This window comes from Paenibacillus sp. N22P23 (genome assembly GCF_059383735.1).
The window spans coordinates 81,269-104,320 of record NZ_JBXENT010000001.1 but is presented as its reverse complement, the minus strand read 5'-3'; the positions used below and the strand labels follow the sequence as shown (position 1 = coordinate 104,320).

The 23,052-nt window shown below is 53.0% G+C and carries 14 protein-coding genes; 3 read left to right on the top strand and 11 right to left on the bottom strand.

All coding sequences use genetic code 11. The features are described from left to right. The first annotated feature begins 2 nt into the window (after positions 1–2). Together AC506A_RS00445 and AC506A_RS00440 are read left to right on the top strand one after the other, a co-directional pair. Complete coding sequence (locus tag AC506A_RS00445) at positions 3–1,073, top strand: GerAB/ArcD/ProY family transporter (protein ID WP_495459063.1); 1,071 nt, start codon at positions 3–5, stop codon at positions 1,071–1,073. Continuing rightward, a complete protein-coding gene (locus AC506A_RS00440; protein ID WP_495459062.1) occupies positions 1,070–2,197 on the top strand; it encodes a Ger(x)C family spore germination protein in 1,128 nt (375 codons plus the stop codon). The genes AC506A_RS00445 and AC506A_RS00440 overlap by 4 nt, the downstream gene beginning before the upstream one ends. 88 nt (positions 2,198–2,285) lie before the next feature. Here AC506A_RS00440 and AC506A_RS00435 read toward each other — a convergent pair whose 3' ends face one another. The 6 genes from AC506A_RS00435 to AC506A_RS00410 all read right to left on the bottom strand — a co-directional run bounded on the left by AC506A_RS00435 (position 2,286) and on the right by AC506A_RS00410 (position 17,231). Next, a complete protein-coding gene (locus AC506A_RS00435; protein WP_495459061.1) occupies positions 2,286–2,897 on the bottom strand; it encodes a hypothetical protein in 612 nt (203 codons plus the stop codon). Between the two features lie 131 nt (positions 2,898–3,028). After that, on the bottom strand, positions 3,029–6,475 hold the full coding sequence (locus AC506A_RS00430) for an AAA family ATPase (RefSeq protein ID WP_495459060.1): 3,447 nt from the start codon (positions 6,473–6,475) through the stop codon (positions 3,029–3,031). Beyond that, positions 6,472–7,695 (bottom strand): exonuclease SbcCD subunit D, encoded by a 1,224-nt coding sequence (locus AC506A_RS00425; RefSeq protein WP_495459059.1) that lies wholly within the window; start codon positions 7,693–7,695, stop codon positions 6,472–6,474. Before AC506A_RS00425 ends, AC506A_RS00430 begins: the two co-directional genes overlap by 4 nt. Positions 7,696–7,719: 24 nt before the next feature. Beyond that, on the bottom strand, positions 7,720–11,940 hold the full coding sequence (addA, locus tag AC506A_RS00420) for a helicase-exonuclease AddAB subunit AddA (protein ID WP_495459058.1): 4,221 nt from the start codon (positions 11,938–11,940) through the stop codon (positions 7,720–7,722). Next, positions 11,937–15,479 (bottom strand): helicase-exonuclease AddAB subunit AddB, encoded by a 3,543-nt coding sequence (gene addB, locus AC506A_RS00415; protein ID WP_495459057.1) that lies wholly within the window; start codon positions 15,477–15,479, stop codon positions 11,937–11,939. The genes addA and addB overlap by 4 nt, the downstream gene beginning before the upstream one ends. 345 nt (positions 15,480–15,824) lie before the next feature. Next, entirely contained in the window at positions 15,825–17,231 is a 1,407-nt protein-coding gene (locus tag AC506A_RS00410) for a class I SAM-dependent rRNA methyltransferase (RefSeq protein WP_495459056.1), read from the bottom strand. A 102-nt stretch (positions 17,232–17,333) separates the two neighbouring features. Between AC506A_RS00410 and AC506A_RS00405 the strand changes: the two genes are divergently transcribed. Then, positions 17,334–18,317, top strand: a complete 984-nt coding sequence (locus tag AC506A_RS00405; protein ID WP_495459055.1) for a Na/Pi cotransporter family protein — start codon at positions 17,334–17,336, stop codon at positions 18,315–18,317. 1 nt (position 18,318) lies between these two features. Here the strand turns inward: AC506A_RS00405 and AC506A_RS00400 are convergent, their stop codons facing one another. From AC506A_RS00400 to prmA, 5 genes are all read right to left on the bottom strand, one after another. Further along, positions 18,319–18,756: an NUDIX hydrolase gene (locus AC506A_RS00400; RefSeq protein WP_495459054.1), complete on the bottom strand. Its 438-nt coding sequence runs from the start codon at positions 18,754–18,756 to the stop codon at positions 18,319–18,321. A gap of 118 nt (positions 18,757–18,874) precedes the next feature. Continuing rightward, the gene (mtaB, locus tag AC506A_RS00395; protein ID WP_495459053.1) at positions 18,875–20,257 is read right to left on the bottom strand and encodes a tRNA (N(6)-L-threonylcarbamoyladenosine(37)-C(2))-methylthiotransferase MtaB; all 1,383 of its coding nucleotides are present in this window, start codon (positions 20,255–20,257) and stop codon (positions 18,875–18,877) included. Positions 20,258–20,262: 5 nt separating this feature from the next. Next, complete coding sequence (locus AC506A_RS00390; protein WP_495459052.1) at positions 20,263–21,042, bottom strand: 16S rRNA (uracil(1498)-N(3))-methyltransferase; 780 nt, start codon at positions 21,040–21,042, stop codon at positions 20,263–20,265. A 141-nt stretch (positions 21,043–21,183) separates the two neighbouring features. Further along, a complete protein-coding gene (locus AC506A_RS00385; RefSeq protein WP_495459051.1) occupies positions 21,184–21,894 on the bottom strand; it encodes a site-2 protease family protein in 711 nt (236 codons plus the stop codon). Between the two features lie 33 nt (positions 21,895–21,927). Continuing rightward, entirely contained in the window at positions 21,928–22,908 is a 981-nt protein-coding gene (gene prmA, locus AC506A_RS00380; protein WP_495459050.1) for a 50S ribosomal protein L11 methyltransferase, read from the bottom strand. Positions 22,909–23,052: the final 144 nt, after the last annotated feature.

The window sequence follows — 23,052 nt, the reverse complement described above, 5'->3', positions numbered from 1 at the left end:
GCATGTCTCGCTTTCAATTGTTCGGATTTATTTTACAAACGCAAGTCGGGATTGGTGTGCTTGCTTTCCCCTATGAGCTGCACATTACGGCTGGTCCGGACGGTTGGATTTCGGTAATCCTTGCAGGCGTCGTCATTCAGCTGCTGCTGCTTGGTTATGTAGCGCTGTGCGCCCGCTTTCCACAGAAAAACTTATTTGAATTCGCGCCGCTTCTGCTTGGGAAGTGGGCCGGGAACCTGGTGACTATCGTCTATATCGCCTATTTTGCATTAACTTCCACATTGATCCTTCTCCTAGAGATGGTGTTCGTTGAATTGTGGATTCTCCCGTTCTCCAATCCATGGCTTGTCATCATCGCAAATGGCGTCATCCTCCTCTACTTCGCCAAGGAAAGCGCCAAAATTATCGCACGTTACCATACCTTGATTTCGTTCATCCTCGTCTTAATGCTTGCCTTGCTTTTCTTCGGCCACGATAACTTTGATTACCGCTACTTGCTGCCGATCGGTGATAAGGGCTGGAATGCCATACTGCTCGGGATGAAGAGCTCCATTATCTCTTTTCTCGGCTTTGAGCTTCTGCTCGTCATCAGCTCGGACGTCAAGAAGAATGGGAAAAGCTTGGTCGCTCCCATGTTATGGGCAAACGGATCAGCTACGTTTTTCTATCTTATGGTCGTGCTCGCCTGCTCTTTCAACTTCAGCCCGGAAGCGTTGGAACGCGTCCCACAACCGGTTCCTTACTACATGAATGGCATCTCACTGCCATTCTTGGAGCGGCTCGATCTGTTGTTTCTGTCCTTGTGGCTGGTCAAAGTAACGGCGACATTAACGAGCTATGTGTATGCGACAGGGAAAGGGCTTGGTTATCTGTTTCATCGAAATAAACATAAGATGGCCATCTATTATATGACTCCGCTCATCTGCCTTGCAGGCTTGTTCTGGAGATCGGAGAGCGGGATCGCACACTTAACGAAAATGGTTGAATTCGGAGGCTATTTCGTGCTCGGATTCCCGATTGCACTGCTGCTGATTGCATGGATGACGGGTATAAAGGAAGGTCATGCTGCATGAAGCGAGTTGTTCTGCTCCTGCTGTGTATGCTCGCCGCCATAACGGTTTCAGGGTGTAACTACCATAACGAATTAAAGAATTTACAGCTTATCTATGCTACCTCGCTGGATTTGAATGATAACAACGAGATTGTGACTACCGTAACCATCCAATCTCCGGGGGGAAAGGAGCGCTCGGCTCCGACGCATGAGGTAATTTCCGCATCTGGCGCTACCATGGAGGAATCGTTATATAAGAAAATCGGCGTACAATTAGCCGGTCCCGTCGCCACCTCCAAGAATCAAGTGATGCTGATCAGCGATAAGCTGGCACGTCAAGACTTGGCCGCGCTGCTCGATGCCACATTCCGCAGCTCTGCAGATCCAATGCTTTCCATGGTTGCGATCGTTCAAGGCAAAGCCAGCGATTTAATCCGACTGGAGCGATTCGGGTCGGCGACAGCCGGAGAGTACCTGAGAAAGCTCATCATTAGCGCTCGTTATGAAACGGCAATTCCAAACGTGACCCTGCATTCCGTCTTTCCTATCTTCTTCGATCCGGGACAAGATTCGGTTCTGCCTATCATGAAAAAGGTCGGCAGCCGCGCTGAAATCGATGGTGTCGCACTGATGAATAACCGCAAATATACCGGGTATCACTTGAATGAGAACCAGTCCACGCTGTTATTATTACTAAGCGGCAAGCTCGAAGGAATCTGTGTGATGACCCGAAATATCGAAGATGGAAAAAAGGACGCGCCAGGTGATCTACGTGAGTACATTTCCGTTGATATCGTCAAGTTAAAGCGCTCCAAACAGGTCTCGATTAATGCCGAAGGAAATGTTACCGTGAAGCTCCATTTATCTCTCAAAGCTTCTGTTATCGAATATGGAAAAGACGACCTCAGCGATAAGAAGGTCGTTGCAGACTTAAACAAACGACTCTCCGCTTTGCTTACTGCTGAAACCTCGCAGGTCACGAATATACTTCGGCGCGCGAATTCCGATGCACTTGGCATCGGCCGCGACTTGATTGCCTTCCATCCTGCCTATTGGAAATCTGTTAATTGGGAGACTGAATTTCCGAAAATCGATTTTCAAACGAAGGTGGATGTTAAGATTATTTCGAAGGGGATTAAGAATTGAAGTATGAATCATGGAATGTGATGAGAAAAAGGCTGCTCCCCGGTGCGTTGTCGCAATTTGGGGAACAGCCTTTATGGCGTTAGAGCTTCTACTTGCCAAACATCACATTCGCCGGCTTATTCATAAATTCTACCAGTTTCTTGCCCGAATTGACCCATGCTTCATCGATAAGTATTGTTAGCGAGGTCGTTTCAGAAATCGTATCATGCTTGAAGGTTGCCATCTCTGCCGCGCAGGCTTGATTGACGGCTAATAGCGATTTTAAATAAATTCGTTCCTCATCCGTCAGCGGACCGGTATGGTTGCCGAGCGTTTGCAGCGATTTCTCCGATTGCTCTAAGAACGTAGCTGCATTGCGTTTGGTCGTTGGAAACGGTGCTCCACTCACAGTCTCCGCTTCTTTGATAAAGGTCGTGATGGCAGAGCTCTTATTGTATGCAGCGATCAGCAAGCTCTTGGCTGCCAACCGGGTTGGGATGTCCTGATGCTTCAGCAAATCCTCAATTCCAGCCGTAACTTGATCAAAATAAAGCTTGGCGTCGTTGCCGGATTGCAGAATCGACGTCCCGCGGCTCATGCGTGCATCCTTATCATGCTGAATCGAGCGGCTGTATAGAAACACATTGCCAATTAAACTAAATGTAAGCAAAATAAGGACGACAGGCGTGAAAATCGGTCGTTTTGGCTTATGCTCCTCCACGGTGTTACCTCCAAAATGTTTGTTCAAATCAGGATTGGCACCCACATATAACCTATCCGAATGGGCCCTCCACTAAGTTAGCGTTTTCCGCACGCGATTGCAACCAGATTGGAGCAACGTTAACAGATCCGTCACATCGTTTCGAGTTCAACCCGGCTGCCTCGACCTGACGGTTCGGATGGCGTAACGATAAGGCGTCTAGGCAAGCGTGCCCGAAGTTCTGGTACGTGACTGATCACGCCAACGGACAGCGTATCGTTATGCAGCTTCTCCAGCGCCGTAATAACCGTATCCAGCAGCTCTGGGTCGAGCGTTCCGAAGCCCTCGTCCAGGAAGAAAAATTGCAGCGGATATTTGCCGCGGAGCTGAATTTGACCGGAAAGCGCGAGTGCCAGCGCCAGCGATGCCAAGAAGGTCTCGCCTCCAGAAAGCGTTGAAACCGGTCGGCGGATACCGCCGTTGGCGTCATCTCGGATGACAAAGCCGCCGCTGGAATCGACTTCGAGCGCATAGCGGCGCTTCGTCAAGAAGCTGAGCCGCTCGGAAGCTGCTCGGCATACTTGCACCAGCTGCTCTTCTGCGACATACTCCACGAATGCGTTCCCGCGAAATACGGTTTGCAGCGACTTCAGCCTGCCGCAAAGCTGTTCCATCTCCAACCGCTTCGCTTCTAAGCCGTTCCACCGCTCCTGTTTCGCTTTCAACTCATCCATATCGCGTTCGGCTTTTGCTGCCGCTTGCAGCATACCCTCATTCATCGTACGGGCTTGATCCAGCAGCATAACAGCTGCCTCCCACTCGTCTTCGGTTTGGCTGCGTCCCTGCAGTTGATCCTGAAGCAGCTCAACTTGCGCGGCAAGCTGCTGCTGCGCTTCATGATACTTGGCGACATCTTCTTTGATACGAGGTTGATGGATAAGCATCGGCTGCAAAGCAGTGACGTCCTCGCTGCTCTCAAACGGGGATGCCGATAAGGCTTCCTGCCAAACCGAGCTCGTTTCCTTATGTCTGATGTCAGCTGCATGCTGCGCTTCTTCAGCAGCACTCCGCTGCTGCGCCGCTTCCGACAGCGCCTGCTGCTCGGCTTCATGGCGCTCGGTTAGCAGCTTAAGATTCACGCGGAGCATAGACAATTGTTGTTCTGCCGCGGTAATTAAATCAACCGCTCGGGCTCCGTTTGTAATGCCCTGCAGATGGTTTCGCTTCTCGCTTAACTGCTGCTGCTGACCAGCAAGCGTTGCCGAGAGTGTAGCAAATTCCAGCTGTGCCGTTTGAGACTGATTCGCACTTTCTTGCTGGGTTCGCGTTGTCTCCTCAATGTAGCTCACGCTTCGCTCAAGGCGGCTCCTCAATTCAAGGGCAGCCGTTTCTCGCCGCTCCAACTCTTGAAGAAACTCCTCCCCCTGCGACGGCTGGAGTGCTGCACCGAATTGCGCCAGCCATAGCGCCTGTTCCTGCTTCAATTCCTTCGCGCATTGCTCGACTTGAGCCTGGGCACGGTTAGAGAGTGCAGCTTGCGTGCGGTAGTCGTTAGCGAACTGTTCACACTTGCGAGTGGCATCTGTAAACCGGACTCGGCTGCCGGCAAAAGCTTTCTCCGCATTCGCAAGCCCGCTTTCGTGCATGGTTATCATTTCAGCGATAGCCTTAAGGGCTGACTGATGTGCCGCCAGTGCTTCAACTGAAATAACTGTCGCCTCAACTGTCAAGGTTGTCGCTTCGGCCGCAGCAGCTGCCTCCGGCATTTCGGTATCCATAACCGTTGTCGATTCAGAATCAATCGCATCGGTTAATCTCTCCATAGCCGCGCTTGCTTTGGTTTGCAACGGCGATAAGCGCAGCTGCAAATGCTGAGCTTGCTGAATCGCCTGCTCCCAAGAAGCAAGGACACCATCACCGGCGGAGCTTTCATTCCCTGTATTGTCGTGGTTGCCATGGTGCACGCATGAACCGCATACCGGACATGGCTCACCTTGGACTAATCCTTCCGCCAACTGCGCGGCAAGCTGCAGACGTTGTTGGTCGCGCTGCTCCCTGCGAATGCGTTCCAACCATAGCGGCAGCGAACGGCTCCACTCATTCAGCTCGCGGTTCAATCCTGTCAACGACACATATACCGGCTTCAGCTGCTGGAGCTGTCCGAGCAGTTCATTCTCTGCTAGACGCTGCTCGGCTTGCGCTGCTTCCATCCGAAGCTTCGCTTGATTGTACGTATTGACGGCTGCCTTGAGCTCTGCCTGCGCAGCCACAGCTTGCGTATTTAGATGGTTATGCTGCTGCAGCCTTTTGCTCAGCGCATTACGCTTGTCCCTGTCTTCGGCGGTAAGCTCTACCGCCTTCAGCTCCTGACGCAGCTCGCCTTGCTTGGCCGCAGCCTTGCCGAGCATCTCATGCGCTTTCGCAGCCTGCTCGCCGCAGCTGCGGCTACGCTCTTCCGCTTCGCGGGCGCGCAGCTCGCCGTCCGCGACGCTCCGCGCAAGCGCGGCGGCTTCGCTCTCGAGCCGCTGCGCCTGCGCGAGCTGCTCGAGCCGCTGCGCCAGGCGCGGCTCGCCGGCCGCGGCCTCGGCGGCTGCCGCCGTCCGCGCGGCGGCTGCGGCCGTGGCCGCTTCAAGCCGGGCAGCGTGCGCCAGCCCGGCGGCCTCGCGGCGCGAGGCGGCAGCGCGCAGCGCCGCCTCCGCCGCGGCGGCTGCGCCGAGCGCAGGCGCGAGCCGCTCCGCTGCGGCGAGGCGCGCAAGCTCGCGCTCGAGCTCCGCGACGCGCGGCGCTTCCGCGAGCAGCTGCGCTTGCAGCGCCTCTTTCTCGCGCAGCGCGCTCAGGCGCTCGCGCACGTGCAGCCGCTCCGCGTGCAGCCGCTCCGCATCGGCAAACGCGGCACGCGCGGCCGCGGCTGCGGCTGCCGCTTCGCGGTAACGTGCCTCCGCGGCAGCCACCGCTTCGGCAGAAGCGTCGCCGAGGCCCAGCTGCTCGGCCGCCGCCTCATTCAGCGCGGCTTCTGCCGCTTTCATACGCTGGCTAAGCTTCAGCGCCAGGCCGTCGCCGAATCGCTCCAGGCGGAACAGCCGCTGCAGCATGGAGCGCCGATCCTTGCCGGTCAGCGACAGAAACTCCGCGAACTTCCCTTGCGGGAGAACGACCGCACGCGTGAAATCCTGCATATGAAGACCAATCTGCGCTTCCACGCAGCGCGTCACATCAACGAGCTTGTCCGCTAGGACGACATCGCCAGCTTCGGTAATCTCCACGAAACGGCTGACCGAATTGCTAACAGAGACGTCGCCGCCTCGTTTGAATTGCCGTTCAACCCGGAAACGCTTCTTCTCGCCGGCACCGGAGAGCTCGAAGGTGAAGGACACCGCGAGCGTTTTCTCCGCTTGGTTCATTATCCCTTGCGTTCCGTTTGCGGCCCGCTCCACTTTTCCGTAGAGCGCTAAAGTTACCGCATCCAGAATGCTGGATTTCCCGCTGCCAGTCGGACCGAAGATGCCGAATACACCGGCTTCGCAAAGCCGTTCGAAGTCGACCTCCTGCACTTCCCGGTAGCTCTGTAATCCGCTTAATCGAAGAGATATCGGCTTCATGCAGGCTCACCTCCTTCAACGTGTGGCGACGCAGTGCCATTCTCGCCACTTTGCAAATCTTCCTCTTCGGCAATCAGTTCCAAGAACAACTGAACAGTCCCATCATCCGGCTCCCCGCCTCCGGTCTGCTTGGCAAAAAATCGCCGAAACAACTCTTCGGCAGGTAATTGCTCACGTGAGCGTTCACCTGATTCCAATGCTTCGGCAGACTCCGGATAGATGGGACGGATATGGATTAATCCGTCATGAAGCTTGCGCAGCTGCTGAATATGCTGAAGCGTCATCGCTTCGGTCATCCACACATCCAGGTCGATCCATGCACGCGCATCGCGACCTTCTTCCAGCCAGCTGTACACTTCGGCCAGGCCGCCTTTGGCGTTCCAGCTCACCAGCGGTTTGCCTGAGCGAAGCAATATCTCCTGCGGCACAACCACTTTACCCGGCTCCGCATCAAACACCGTAACCGACTTCGCTTGACCTGCTTCTGAGAAGCTATAAGCGAGCGGCGATCCGCTGTAACGCATCGTCTCATCCCCGGCTACTCGCTGCGGGCGGTGCAAATGCCCCAGCGCCACATATTGCGCACCGATTCGAAGTGCGGATGGATCAACCGTATAGGCACCTCCGATTTGAATGGGACGCTCGGAATCCGTCTCCAAACCGCCAAGCACATAAATATGACTCATCGCCAAATTCACCGTGTCGCTTCGAAAAGCACCGCCAAGCTGCGTCATGAGACGCCCAACTCGCTCCGAGTAGGCCGTGCGCAGCAGCGCCTCGTCGGTTGCTTCACTTAGCAGCTCGCGCAGCCTCGATTCCGACGGATAAGGCAAAGCTGCGATAACCGCTTGCTCCCCTGTGCGGGCAACATCGACAATAATCGGTTGATCCGTCGGCATGCCTACCAGCCGAATGCCGCTGCGTGCTGCAAGCGGCGCAGATGCGGACACTCGTTCCGGATGATCGTGATTCCCTGCAATAACCGCAACGGTCCGCCTGCCGCCATCGGCCAAACGGGCAACTGCTTCATAGAACAGCTGCTCCGCTGCTGCCGGCGGGTTGACAGAATCATAGACATCGCCTGCGAGCAGAACCAAGTCAATCCCTTCATCCTTGACGATTGCGGCAAGCTCATCTACGAAAGCCGCTTGCTCTTCTAATCGGCTGCGGCCCTCGAGTGATCGCCCGAAGTGCCAGTCTGCCGTATGCAATATGCGCATCGCTTTGTTTCCCCGTCCCTTCTGTTAAAACAATTGAACCGCTTCTCCCCCATCGAAGAAGAACACATAACATTCATCAATCTTGCGACCGATGATAGACTGAATCGCTTCCGCATACAGCGTAAGCTGGAAACGGTGACGCTCAGCCGCTTCCTTCCAACGTTTCATCGTAATTCGGTCTGTTTTATAATCGAGCAGCACAAGTCTGCCTTGTTCATCTTGGAACAAACAGTCGATAACCCCTTGAATGAGGATCGGCTCGTCGCTCAATTGGTGCGAGGCATTCGGATAAACGCGATCTGCAGGGAACGTGCAGCTAAACGGCGTCTCGCGGCGCACCCATTGAGCCCGGAGCAGTCTAAGACCGACCTCACTTTGAAAAAATGCCGCCGAACCCGCGATGTCCACGGCCGCCGCCTGCTGAGCAGATAACATATTGCGCTCTCGAAGACTTGCAACTGTTACCCGCACCGTCTCTTCCGATATTTCATCTGTAATCGGAATATGCTGCATGACAAGATGGCTGACCATCCCTCTTTCGGCTGGCGTTAACGCGGTTTCCTCCATGAACTTCGGACGTCTCAGACGGAAGGTATACTCACCATCGCCGGCATGTTTTCCTTTATGTTCCGCTTTCTCTTCTACTACACGCCGAGTCTCAGGCTCCTCATGAACCAAGCTGATAGACGCTTCGTCAAAAAGAAACTCTACCTGCTCCTCAATCCCTATACTTGATGAAGTAGACCGTTGCGCCTCATCCGCGGGCTCCTCTTCATCAAGAATGGTATCAGCCGATATTCCCCAACCGACCAAGCCATCATCACCCGCAAGTTCCGGCAGTAGAAACGCCGCCTCATCCATCCCTGCTTCGGCATGCAGCCGTTTCATCTCCGTTACGGATGTCTTGGCTGCCGTCATCGTAGCTGCAGTATAGGGATACTGCCAGCTTAGTCGTCGTTCAATTTCTGCTGCCGCCTCCGGCCATTCAGGCAGTGGAACAAGCTCCTGTACGGCCTGCATTCGCTCAGCGAATGCTGCTGCCTCTTCGGTTTCTTCCACTGTACCGGCCGCCGCTTCAAGACCGAGGACTGAAGCCGGAACGACTGCTGTCCGCCAATCGCGGAAGGAAATGACCTTTGCGGCATCTTCACTTCTTATCGTTTCAGCAGCTTGAAGGGCAATCTCTGACATGGGACCATCAACGCCCTCGGAATCGATCACTTCTGCATGATCGACTACTTCCTCAAGATCTGCGGATTCGCCCACCAATATCGTCGGGATCCCCGCCCCCATTGCGAGCGGTCCGAGCCAATCCAGAAACCTCGACGCTCCGGCGATGCGGAAATCCGCCAATCCGCCGTCCGCATCCAGCGCAGACTCCCAGCGCTGCAGCTGCTTCGCGGCGTCTGCAACCGTTCCGACGAGGAACATTTTCTCCTTCGGCCTCGTCAAGGCTACATACAGAATCCGCATCTCCTCCGCCAACGTTTCCATCGCCAGACGTTGTTTAATAGCCAACTGCGGCAAAGTCGGATAACTTACTCGGAGTTCTGTATCCACATAACGGGGTCCGAATCCAAGCTGTTTATGCATGAGGAACGGGCTGCTTAGATCCCGTTTATTAAATTGCTTGCCTAATCCCGCGGCGAAGACGACAGGGAACTCCAGCCCTTTGCTCTTATGGATGGACATAATTCGGACGACATCTTCTTGTTCACCCAGCGCCCTGGCCGTCCCGAGGTCACCGCCGCTTTCCCGCATCCGATCAATAAACCGAAGGAAACGGAACAAACCTCTTAAAGTTGTCGCCTCATACTGCCTTGCCCGGTCGTGAAGAGCGCGCAAATTGGCTTGTCTCTGCAGGCCGCCTGTCATGCCACCCGCCAAGTCGTAATAGCCGGTCTCCCGATAGATACGCCATAGCAAATCCGCAAGCGATCCCTGCCGAGCCTCTCCCCGCCAAACTTCCAGCGAAGCTAAGAAACTTCGCAGTTTCCGCTGCGTATCTTCAGGCATATTAGGATCATCCGCAGCATTTCTGACCGCTTCAAAATAGGAAACGCGTCCCGCGGCGATTCGAATAAGAGCGAGCTCTTCCCCTGTCAGCCCTACTAGCGGTGAACGAAGTGTGCCTGCAAGCGGAATATCTTGATAAGGGTTGTCGATAACGCGCAACAGAGATAGCATCGTTTCTACCTCAGTCGCCTCGAAATAGCCGCTGCTCAGTTCCGCATAGGCTGGAATGCCATGCTGCTGCAGTTCCTCGATGATTACAGGCGCCCATTGCTTATCTGCCCGCAGTAATATAACGATGTCTCGCCAAGCAAGCGGTCGTTTACGCCCCTTCTTGCCGTCGTACACCTCGAAAGGCTCTGCGTTTGCTGCATCTGCCTGCATACCTTTCAGCCGAACAATTTGACTTGCAATATAACGTGCCTCAAGCTGTACGGTTTGCAAATCTTCCGCGGATTCAGCCGCTGAGATACCTTCGCCTTCCGATTCCGTCTCTTCTTGCGTTTCAGCGGAATGCTCCACCGATTCTCCTTTGCCACGGTCCAGTACGGCAAGCTCTACCGCATACCGCTCGGCAGAGCCGCCTTCGCTTGAAGACGGATATGTTGCGCCGCACACAAGCTCGGCACGTGCATCGTAGTCCATCTCCGCTGCTTTCTCGCGCATGATGGCGCGGAACACGTTGTTAACGCCGTCCACGACTTCCTGCCGACTGCGAAAATTCCGTGCCAAATCGATCCGCACGCCGAACTCACCGCTGTCTTGATCCTCAGGGACATTCTCTGAAGCAGCCGCGTCCGCATCACCGGCCATTTGATAACTCTTATATTTACGCAGAAACAATCCCGGTTCCGCCAAGCGGAACCGATAAATGCTCTGTTTGACGTCGCCAACCATGAATCGGTTCCCTCTGCCTGAACGCGAAATCAGCGATACGATCGCTTCTTGAACCATATTCGTATCTTGATATTCATCGAGCAAAATCTCTTGAAACTGCTGTTGATACTCCAACGCTGCGGCTGAAGGCACTAACGAAGTGGCTGTGGAATCAGCATCGCGCAATATGCGAAGGCAATAGTGTTCCATATCGCCGAAATCGATCAGACCTTTCTCGAGCTTCGCCGCTTCGAACCTACTGCCGAACTGATCGGCAAGCGAGGCCAGCGTCTTCATGAGAGGTGCCAATTCAATCAGCTCCGCCGCAAACTCCTCCGGTGTACGCGTAAACAGCTCGTCTTGTAAATCGGCAATAATGCTTTTGGCGCGATCACGCAGATCCTTTGCTTGCTCCTGCAGCGCCTTGTCGCATGCATCCCCGCGTTGACTCTTCAGCTTTCCGAAGGTTGCCGTAGAGAACCCTTCATGCCATGCCGTCCATGGCTGACTTTCCACTCGATGCAGGAGAGAGCGAACAAGCGCCAAATCATCTCGAAACGTCTCCCCGTAGGCATCAGGACCTCCGGGCTGGTAGGTCAGCGCTTCTGCTTGTTCAAGCAAACTAACTGCGCCTTGCAGCGATAACGAAACAGCATCCGTCAAGCTCGTCACCCATTCGGTCCCACTGAGCTCCTCCGCATTCTGAACCAGGAACGCATTCGCCGTCTCCTCTAGCCATACCTTAGGCCAAGGATGACTCTGCGAGAAGTGATAGAGCTTCATAACAAGCGCGTAGAGCGGTTCATCGCCGCGTTCCCCGCCAAACTTGTCTACAAGTTGAAGGAATGCTAGACCTTCCTCGGATTCCGGCTCCCCATAACGCTCCTCGAATAAGGCATCAAGCACGTCAATGCGCAGAAGCTCTGCTTCTGTTTCATTGGCGATGCGGAATCCGGGATCGAGTCCAATGAGAGAATAGTAGCGCCGAATGACATCAAGACAGAAGGAATGCAGCGTAGTAATCGAGGCACGCCCCATTAAAGCAAGCTGACGGCGCAGATGATCCGAGCTCGGATTTCGATCCAGCTCTTTCTCAAGTGCGATCCGAATTCGCTCTTTCATTTCCGCGGCTGCTGCTTTCGTGAAGGTAGCGACAAGCAGCCGATCGACATCGGTATCTGCTGATATTTTGCGGATAATCCGTTCTACCAGAACAGCTGTTTTACCTGAGCCCGCAGCCGCAGCTACCAAGATATTACTGCCGCCTGTCACAATTGCTCTCCACTGGTCATCCGTCCATGTGCTTCCGATCGGCTTTGGTGGAATCATCGAGCTCCCGGTTAACGTTGTCGTCATTGCTCTTGCTCCTTCCCTGCATCTTGTTGTGCATCAATTGAATCATCTGAATCATCGCCGCTCGCAAGCAGCTCCCAGACTTCATCTTTACCCGGCTTATTCAGCCTTGTATAGCAATTGCCTTCTACCAATGGGTCAAAATGACACACCGGCTTATACGCGCAAAATTGACAAGGCGTCTTATTGCCAAGACGATACGGGCGAATCGAAACATCTCCGCCGGCAATCCGATCGCCGATACGACGAAGTGTTCCTCTTACCGAACGACGCAGTGTTCCCCATTGTTCATCGGATACGACAGAAGAGCTGCTATAGAAGCCTCCGTCACGCTTCAGCGCAAGCGGCAGCAGCTCGGAATAACCAGTCGATAGCGCACCGTCCATCATTCTGACGGTTTCCTCATCCGCCAGAACCAGCCCTTTAAGCTTGAATCGCTTCAGTATTTCCGTGCGTGCCTTCGCAGGCGGCATACCATTGGATGTGGAAAGCATCGGATTATGCACGTGGAAATACAACGCGCCAGCTGCTTTCGCAGGCTGTCCGAGCCATTCCGGCGCATGCGTTAGCAGAACATCGAGATAGGTCAGCATCTGCAGCGCCATGCCGTATGCAACTTCCTCCAAGCGGAGCTGCTTCGCGCTAGACTTGTAGTCGATGACACGCAGCAGCAGACCCTCTGTTGTCTGCGCGGCGTCAACGCGGTCAATTCGGCCTACCATCTCCAGCATTTTTCCATCTGACAGCGGGATCGTAACCGGCGGCAACGGCCCTTGCGGCCCGAAGCCAATTTCGAGTCCGACCGGTTTAAACTGTGCCCGCCTTGCGTGCTCACCCAGAATAACCGCAGCTTGGCTAATGATATCGCGAAGCTTGCGTGCAACATATTGATGGCGATTACTGCTGAACAGAATCTGCGATTGCAGCCTCAATGCCAGCTCGTTTACGATCTCCGTTGAAGCCTCACGCAGCTGCTCCGGTGTAAGCGAAGCCCAGCTGTCGCCCAACGATTCCGTGAGCCGGTTTAGCGCGGCATGGAACAGCTGTCCGATGTCCGGCGCAGCTAATTTGTAAAGGGCTCTCTCACGAAGACGCAGCCCATGGATCGCAAAATGCTGAAACGGACAAGACACGAAACGCTCCATCCGAGACACACTTCCTCGCAACAGCGTTCCATATAATTGCTCGGCGGTTTCCGCGGAAAGCGTTACTTCTTCATTGGTATACTGCAGAGAAGAAACCAAGCGCTGCAGCTTGTCCTGCCATTGCGGCCGAATCGCAAACCAGTTGTAAGCCTCCCACCAAAGCGGAGCAATGTCGCCGCCATGCTTCCAAAGCCGCAATTGCGTGATGAGGTAGGACAGCGTTCGTTCCGGATGTGCCATAAACGACTGCTGTTCGGATTCCGGCATAGCCGGAACCGGCTCGCCAGCGATCCCTTTCTCCTTCATTCCGGGGAAAAGCCCTTTAATGTGGCGGATAATTTCCGAAGGAAGCAAGCTTTTCCCTTCTTCATCCGATAACGGCCAGCTTATCCACAGATGCTCGCTCGGTGTAGTAAGCGCATTGTAGATCATGAATCGCTCATCGAGCAGTTTGCGGCGTACGCCTGGCGCCATTACCAGTCCGCCATATTCCAGCGTTTCACGTTCCTGCTCTGTAAGTACGCCGTCCTCTTTCATTCGCTGCGGCATGACGCCGTCATTGGCGCCAAGCAAATAACAGATCGTGATTTGGCCGGAACGCGTACGATCCATGCTACCGATCAGTACTTGATCCAGGGAAGGCGGAACAGATGCAAGCTTCAAACTCTCAAGTCCCGTCTCTACCATTCCCGTGAACAGTTCAAGCGGCATCGCTTCGCTGCCCGTCATTTCGGTTAGTTGATCGAGTAAATCCATAACGCCGTCCCACAGTTGCCTGTGCTCTCTTGCCCGGAGCGGATTGCCTTCGGTAATCGCTTTGCGGCTCCAGCGCTCCATACGATCCGGCGCTTCAATAGTCACTAGCAATCTGTACATGGCTTCGCACATTTGTCGGACACTGCCGGCTTTCTTCATCTCCCTGCTGAATTTACGCAGAACCGGTACGACCGCTTCCCTTGCGGCCATAATGGCATCAAATTCCCGCAGTTCATTCTCGCCAGCTTGCACGGGGTCGCCATCCAGCGTATCGCGCATTAAAGGCTTCCACTGGCTGAGCGTCGTCCATCTGTTGCCGTTCATGCCTGATGCAAGCGCATAGTTCTCCAACAAATCAAACGTTTCCCGCGTTAAACTGCCGTCCTCGGGGATAAGAAGCTCTGATTTGATACAGCGGAACACGGCTTCGTAACGCCAGCCGTGTGTCGCGATTTCCAGCGCAGATCGAATAAACTCCACGAACGGATGATGAAGCGCTCCATTCTTCTGATCGAGGAAATAGGGGATGCCATAGTCAGCAAATACCGCTTTAATATAATCGTTGTAATCAGGCGCATTACGTACCATAACGGCCATATCCCGATAGCGCAGCTCTTCGTCGCGTACTCTGCGCGTAATATCCCGAGCGACGGCCTCCACTTCCGCTCGGCGATTAGCTGCAGCATGGAGCGATACGCCTCCTTGCTCCAGTTCCGTGTCCGGTAGACTGAGCGGCTTTCTTCCGCCATAGTAACGCTCCAAATGTGCAAGCATCGGATTTTCCTTAAACCTATACGGCGTGCCGTCGAGCAGCACCGGCTCCTCGATCTCCACGCCGTTCTCGATTGCCAAATCGCGAAGCTTCATATAAGTCTCCGCAGTCGGCCGGAATAAATCCAGCTCATGCGGCTGTTCGCTTTGCTCGTAAAGCTTGTCCAGACATAGCGTCACAGTCATTCCTTTGGAGTATTTCATTAACGTGCCGAGCGCGTCGAATTCTTTTGGCGTAAATCCATGAAACCCGTCTACCCAAATCTCTGTATCTGCCATAGAAGGTGCTTGATGAAAACCTTTGACCAGCCAGCTCAAATAATCCTCGGCATCTACGTAGAGACCGTCGAGCTCTCGTTCAAGGCCTGAGGCTATCATTTGCAAGTCATGCAGCTTTCTCCCCAGCAGGGAGCTGCCCTTCTGCGGCATGCGGCTTTCGACGAATGATGTCAGCTCATCTGTGCCGATGCCGTATCGCTTCCACTCTGTCATCAGCTCACCAAGACGCTCGATGAATCCATGCTGGGATTCGCTGCCTTTGAACAACTGCAGCTGCTCCTCGAGACGGTGGACGATTTTGTAGAGCAGCATATTTTTGCCGTTCTCGCTGATTGGAACAAGCGCGGTGCCGCCTGTCTCCTGCATAATGCGGAACGAAAGACGGCGGAAGCTAAGCGCCTGCGCTCTAATAGAACCGCTAAGTTCCGCATGGTTCAGCAGCGCATATTCCGTTTGGAAGGTTGCCTGCTCCGGCACCAATATGACGATCGGCGGCCCGTCCGGCTGTGCCAGCACGTTGCTGCGAATTTGATCCAAACAATAATGGGTCTTACCCGACCCTGACCGGCCAATTACATATCGGAGCGTCATAATTCGCCAACCTCTTCTCGTTATTCGATTCTACTATTCTACCATACGCCTCAGCTTGTTTCATCCGAAAACACAAACATTTGTTCGATTTGTAATTAGGTAAATTGTTCATTGTCCCAATTGACTGAAACCAGCACCCGATAACATTGGAATGTTGTACGTTTTTTTGAGCAGCATTTCATGTTAATGGCGGAGATCGCGACGACGGCGGTGGCGGTGGTATGACACCGATACTATTGTTGGAGTTGGTGTTGGTCCAGCAACCGTAATTAACAACAAAAAAACGCTCCCTTACTTAAGCGATCGCTTAAATAAGGGAGCGTTAAATACTATAATCAAGTGTCGCTAGCGGCTCCGCACTTCGAATATCCCAAACTTCAAATAATGGCCTTCATTGACGCCGACGATTTGCGGATGATCTTTGCCTGCCGCACGCCAATCAATCAAGCGGAGTGTCTTTCCTGCGTCGATGGCAGCCGCTTGGATCGTTTCGAGGAACAGCTCGGGACGCATATGGTAGGAACAGCTCGCTGTTACAAGGTACCCGCCTTCATTTACCAGCTTCATTCCGTGAAGGTTAATATCTTTATAGCCGCGTACTGCGCCTTCGATTGCATTCTTCGATTTCGTAAACGCCGGCGGATCGAGAATGACAACATCCCACTTCCGGCCCGCATCCCCCATCTTCTTGGAGGTATCCACTTTCGCGCTGCCGCGCTCTTGGCGCTCTTCGATTCCCTTCACTTGTCTGCGAAGATATTCAAACGCATCCGCAACGACAAATTCCACTCGCTCCTCGAACCCATTACGAATGACGTTACGACGCGCCGTTTCGATGGCATGCTCGGATACGTCAAGACATGTTACTTTCTTAGCACCATATTTGCAGGCATGCAGCGTGAAGCTTCCCGTATGCGCGAAACATTCCAGCACCGTGGCACCGTCCCAATACGGGAATGTGACTACCTTGCCGTTCGCGTTGACAGGGACAAGCTTCGCTTCATTAAGAGATGCTAATGTGCCGGTATCGTCGGACGGAGCCGAAGAAGAATCGCCATCTTCGACTGATTTCAATTGAATGCCGCTGCGCGCTCCCCAGCCGAGCATCAGTGGTGCGATTGAAGCTCTATTCTCGCGTTGATCGAAGAAGTAGCCGGTCTTCTGTCCTTCTACAATATCCACTTCCATCTGCAAGCCATTCTCCAGGATATCGACGATGCGAGGACAATCGCCATACAGAACACCTGTCCGCTGCTCGGTTCCTTCAAGTTCTCGAACGGAAACGTCACTGCGCTCGTAAATACCCTGCGGCGCAAATACATCAACTAACGCCGCGACAATCGCTTCACGGCGAATATCCATTCCCAGTGTCAGCAATTGAACGACTAGTACGCCGCCAAACCGGTCTACGATCAGTCCAGGCAGAAAATCGGCCTCTCCATAAACTAACCGGCAATCATGCCCTTGCACAAACCGATTCCGATGCTGCGCACATTGGATGAAACGTTCTCGGAAGTACGCCTCATCCATGGCTTCGATTGGTTTGTACGATGTGACACGAACAGTAATTTGAGATTTTGGATTCCAGTAGCCCGTTGCCAAATACCTGCCTTGATGTGTCACAAGGTCAACCAAATCTCCGGGAGTGGCTTCTCCTTCTATACGGTTAATTTCGCCTGCAAACACCCACGGGTGTCCGGCCTCCAATCGTTTCTTGCGATCACGCTGCAATATTGCTTTTACGCGTTCCATGTTCATCCTCATCCTTTCCGTAAGCTGCCTTGATCCAATCTTGTCATGCTCGTCCAGTCTGCTGCATATGTATCGTTATTCTTGTTAAAGGAGCGTACTGCCATGCTAATCATGATCGTAGCCCGCGTTCTGGGAGGGTTTGTCGTCTTCATGCTCGGCATGAGAGCGATGGAGCTGGCCATGCATCGCTCTGTCGGCCACCGGCTGCAGGACGTGCTGCGCAAATCTACCGCCACACCGCTTCACGGAATGCTTGTCGGGACAGCAACAACGGCTGTACTGCAGAGCAGCACAGCCGTTACCGTAATCGCAATAGGACTGGTCAATGCCGGCGTGCTCACCTTCCCGCGCACGCTAGGCATTATTCTAGGTACAAACATCGGCACGTGCTTAACTACCGAGTTAATTGGTCTTAATCTAGGCAGTCTGGGCTGGCCTCTATTAAAGATATCATTTGCAGTCTGGCTGCTGACCGCCCTCTTCGGTGAGGTTGGCCTTGGCAGCGGCAGCCGCGCAGGGCAGAAGGTCAGCCGTTTCCTAAAACCATTCCGCAACGGTACTGTCGTTACAGGAGGATTCGCTTTACTCCTCATTGGAATCGGTCTCATGCAATCCGTTGCACCTGCAGTACAAGCTACACCGTTCTTTCAAGGCTTTATGAGCCGTGCTGAAGATAGTGTGCTGTGGGGACTTGCCGCAGGGGCAGTGCTTACGGCTGCCGTTCACAGCAGCGCGGCCGTTATCGGCATCGTCATGGGACTCGCTCAGTCCGGCGCCATGCCGCTGGATGTCGGCATCGCGATTGTCCTTGGCGCCAATGTCGGCACGTGTATCACTGCCGTACTCGCTGCACTGGGAGGAACGCCTTCCGGCCGTTTCGTCGCTTGGGCGCATGTGCTGCTCAATGTCGGCGGAGCAGCTTTGTTTGCACCATTCGCTGGTGAACTCGGCACCATAGCAACCTCATTAACTTCGTCTCCAGCCGGTCAAATTGCCCATGCCCAAACGATCTTTAATATCCTATGCTCGTTGATTGCGCTGCCGATCTGCTATCTGCCGCGTTTAAGGAAACTGTCAGCAACGTGAATCAGCCGCCATTCTGAACATGCAATCCAAGCAGGCGAAGCGCCCCGGCAAGGATCCGATCATTGTTGTTATATCCGGACTGCTTCTGCCTGCGCCATGCTTCCATCGGCTCAAACCATTCCACGCCTCGAATTTCCTCCACCTGCGCCTGCAGCTTACCGCCTACTGCTTCCACGAGATAATAGTGGACTTCTTTATCTACAAGCCCCTTGGACTCATGATTGTATTTGTATTTGATCTGATCGATTGGCGAAACGATTACGCCTTCCATCCCCGTCTCCTCGACGATTTCGCGAAGGGCTGTCTGCTCAATGGTTTCGCCCGGTTCCATTTTGCCTTTAGGCAGCGATATTTTGCCATAGCGGTCTTGGATCAACTGCACCTGCAGCTCATCGCCAACCTTACGGAACACGACACCACCTGCTGAAATCTCCTTCATTTGCGTTCCCCCTTCGCGTTTCTTGGATACTATGCTCTTATGTAGAGCAAGGACTCTCTTGCAGCCCTGTCCGGGCCGCATAAGAATCCTCGCTGCATGCTATTGAATCCGAACAAACTTACGCCTGCATCGCTTGTGGCTCTGTCGCAGCTTCGATACGGGCAGTAGACGCTGTATGGATATCCAGTACGCGTACAAGCTTTCCGCGACACTCATTGACGCCTGCTTCCGTAATTTTCACTCTGCACAGCTCGCCAATCAGCGTTTCCGAACCCTCGAATACAACTTGGATATAGTTGTCGGAGTAGCCCATAATCAAGCCGGAGCCTTCTGAGCCTTTATGCTCACGCTCTGGAATGATATCAAGCATTTCACCGACGTACTTCTTCGCATACTCCAATTGCATCCGCTCAGACAAGTCAATCAGCTTATGAACGCGTTCGTTCTTCAGCTCGTCGTCAATCTGATCTTCCATGCGCGCGGCAGGCGTACCCGTCCGTTTGGAGTATGGGAATACATGCATTTCGGCAAAGCCCATTTGCTCCATGAACTTAAAGCCGTTCTCGAACATTTCTTCCGTTTCGCCAGGGAATCCAACGATAACATCCGTCGTAATTGCAACGCCCGGCATCGCTTCGTGCAGCAGTTTGATTTTCTCGGCAAACTGTTCCACTGTATACTTGCGGCGCATCCGTTTCAACACATCGTTATCGCCTGATTGCAGCGGAATATGAAGATGACGACACATTTTGCTGGAACGGTTCAGCACGTCGATCATCGCTTCGTCAATTTGACTCGCTTCGATGGAACTGATTCGAATTCGCTCAAGACCTTCAATGGCGTCAAGATCCCACAACAGGTCAGAAAGGCGGTAGTTCTCCATATCATCACCATAACCGCCGGTATGAATGCCTGTCAGTACAATTTCTTTGTAACCGGATTGTACCAGCTGGCGAGCTTGGTTAATGACGCTTTCCGCTTCACGGCTGCGGGACAAACCACGCGACCACGGAATAATACAGAAGGTACAGAAGTTGTTGCATCCTTCTTGAATCTTAAGGAACGCACGCGTACGTTCAGCAAAATCCGGCACATCAAGTTCCTCAAACTCACGTGTTTTCATAATATTACGAACCGCATTCACTGGTTTACGCTCATTTTGCAGGTCCGTAATATAATTCATCAACTTGTCCCGATCCTGCGTTCCGATGACAAGATCAACGCCTTCAATAGCCAGAATTTCGGCAGGTGAAGTTTGGGCATAACAGCCCGTAACCGCTACAACGGCATCCGGGTTACGACGAATGGCACGACGTATAATCTGTCTGCTCTTCTTATCCCCCGTATTTGTTACCGTACATGTATTGATTAGATAAACATCAGCAGTAGTTGTTTCGAAGTCGACTTGCTCATAGCCTTCCTTCTTAAACAGCTGCCAGATCGCTTCCGTATCGTAAAAGTTTACTTTGCAGCCTAATGTGTAAAAAGCAACCGATGGCATAGTTGTTAAACGCCTCCCATTTCTCCGGATTCATACATGAGGCAGGCGAGTCCAACCATCGCAGCGGTTTCCGTGCGTAAGATTCGCTTGCCAAGACCGATAATGACAGCACCGGCCTGTTCTGCTTCCTCAGCTTCACGTTCTGTGAAGCCGCCTTCTGGTCCGACAATAAGCAAAATATTGCGCGGCTCTTCATAGTCGCCCCAGCCTTCTGCCGCTCTTCGGCGTGCCTGGATTGCATCGCGCAAACCAAGTCCGCCGCCTTCCTTCTCATAGCAAAATAACGCCAAGTGGTACTCGGAAATGCGTGCGACCAGCTCCCGCCATGACGCAACCGGCTCAATGGCCGGAATGCGACTGCGATGTGCCTGCTCAGCAGCTTCCTTCGCAATCTTGCCCCAACGGTCAAGCCGCTTGGCTTCTTTCTTGTCATCATATTGAACAATCATCCGCTGGGATTGGAACGGCACGAAGCTTGCTGCGCCGATCTCTGTCCCCTTCTGGATGACAATCTCCATTTTATCGCCTTTCGGTAAGCTTTGGGCTACCGTCACCGACCAAGTCGGTTCACCGCTCATAGTCAGCCATTCGGAAACTTCAGCTTCTACTTTGTTCGGTGATAAGGCGCGAATAGTCGCTTCCGCGACACGTGTGCGGCCGTCACTTACAATAATGGTATCTCCCGCTTCCATCCGCATCACGCGCGTAACGTGATGAGCATCGTCGCCTGTAAGAACAACCAAATTGTCAGTAAACTGCTCCGGCGTGACAAAATATCGTTGCATCCTCGGTAGAACCTTTCCAGTCAAATCACAGGCCGACAACTACAAGGTCTGTGTCAAAACTCCAACCTACATCATACACGGTTTACACTCGCTCCGCTAGGGTCGTAAAACATTTTCCAGAAGCGCAGCTGCTTACTGTCCTTACCTGTAGAAATCTGCTACAAACTGCGCCCAATTCACATCGTCAAAGAACAATTCACAAATATGCATAATGCCGGAAATAATCGAATCCGAATTGGCGAATAGCGGATCAAGCGTTGCCGCGCGAAGCGGCGGGACAAATACGATCAGCAGGAACAGAAACATCCCCCATGTTTCATATTGATCCATCTTCACACGAAGCGGGGTCGGAGCTAGATCCTGAATGATCCGGTATCCATCAAGCGGCGGCACAGGTATAAGATTGAATATAAATAGCATGACATTCAGCGTAATTAAGTAATTAAGAAAGTGGACGAGTGCACTATGTACGCCAAAGGAGCCTGCATTAAGTAAGCCAATCTGGTTCAGCACATATACGGCTAGAATTCCGATTGCCGTCAGCAGCAAATTGCTGAGGGGGCCAACAGCCGAAACAACGATACCCATCAAACGAGGATACTTAAAGCGGCTCCGGTTAACCGGAACGGGTCTGGCCCAGCCAAAACCCGCTACGAGCAGCAATATAGTTCCCATAACATCCAGATGGGCACGAGGATTCAATGTTACCCTGCCGGCATCATATGCGGTCCGATCTCCGAACTTATAGGCGCTGTACGCATGCGCGAATTCGTGCAGCGTGAACGCAATCATTAGTACAAGAAAGATAAAAGGTAAATCTTTCAGCGGATACCACAAAAAGTCCGACACCATTCACCCTCCTACACGTTTTTGTGAAACTTCAGCTTACTCCGGTTTCTTCGCGACGAAAGCGATCCAGTCCTGATCACGCTGACGATCGATAATCGCAAAACCTGCTTGCTCGAGGCCTTCCGCAACGGCATCCTCTTTATTCTTAAAGATACCTGATGCAATGTAGGTGCCGCCTGGTTTAAGCGCTGCATAAACATCGTCGATGAACAGCAGAATGATCTCAGCTAAGATGTTAGCCACAACAACATCAACCGGTACCTTCACGTTTAAGGGCTTATCCGTTTGACTGCCATCCGTGTTCAATACACCTAGTAAATCACTCAGATGCACTTGAATATCGTTTTCCAGCTTGTTCAGTCGCGTATTCTCTGTCGCAGAGGTAACTGCAATCGGATCCAAATCGAGTGCAAGCACGCGGCGAGCGCCTAGCAGAATTGCACCGATTGCCAAAATGCCTGAACCTGTTCCTACATCGATAACTTCCTCATCGCCCTTGATAACCGTCTCCAGTGTACGCAAGCAAAGCGCTGTTGTAGGATGCGTACCCGTTCCGAACGCCATGCCGGGGTCAAGTTCGATAATTCGTTCTTCCGGCGATGGGGTGTATTCCTCCCAAGTCGGCTTAATCGTCAAGCGCTCAGATACCCGGATCGGTTTAAAATATTGCTTCCATGCATTAGCCCAGTCTTCCTCGTCAACAAGCGCTTTCGTAATCGTATAATCACCGGGATCAATATCGAATTCGCGAAGCTGATCGATTCTCTCAGGCAATATAGACATGAGTTTGTCGACGTCCGTATCCAGCTCCGAGAAGTAGCCTTTAATAACTGCCTGTCCTTCAGGAATATCGTTAAGCGGGTGCTCATACCATTGTCCGAGCGAAGTGTCCCGCTGTTTGTTCAGCGTGCCTGATTCTTCAATGGATACGCCGTCGGCATCCATTTCATGCAAGAAGTTGGAAATCATCTCGATCGCTTCTTCTGTTGTCGAGATTGTTAGTTCATGCCATTTCACTTTGTAAATCCCCCTGATCGCGTTATCATTTCTATTCGTCATTTTTAACCTATCTTGTCTATTCTACACCAGATAACGGCTTCACACAAAAAACAAGCCCCCGCGGCTTACGAGCCGCAGAGACTTGTCCATGCATATCTAATG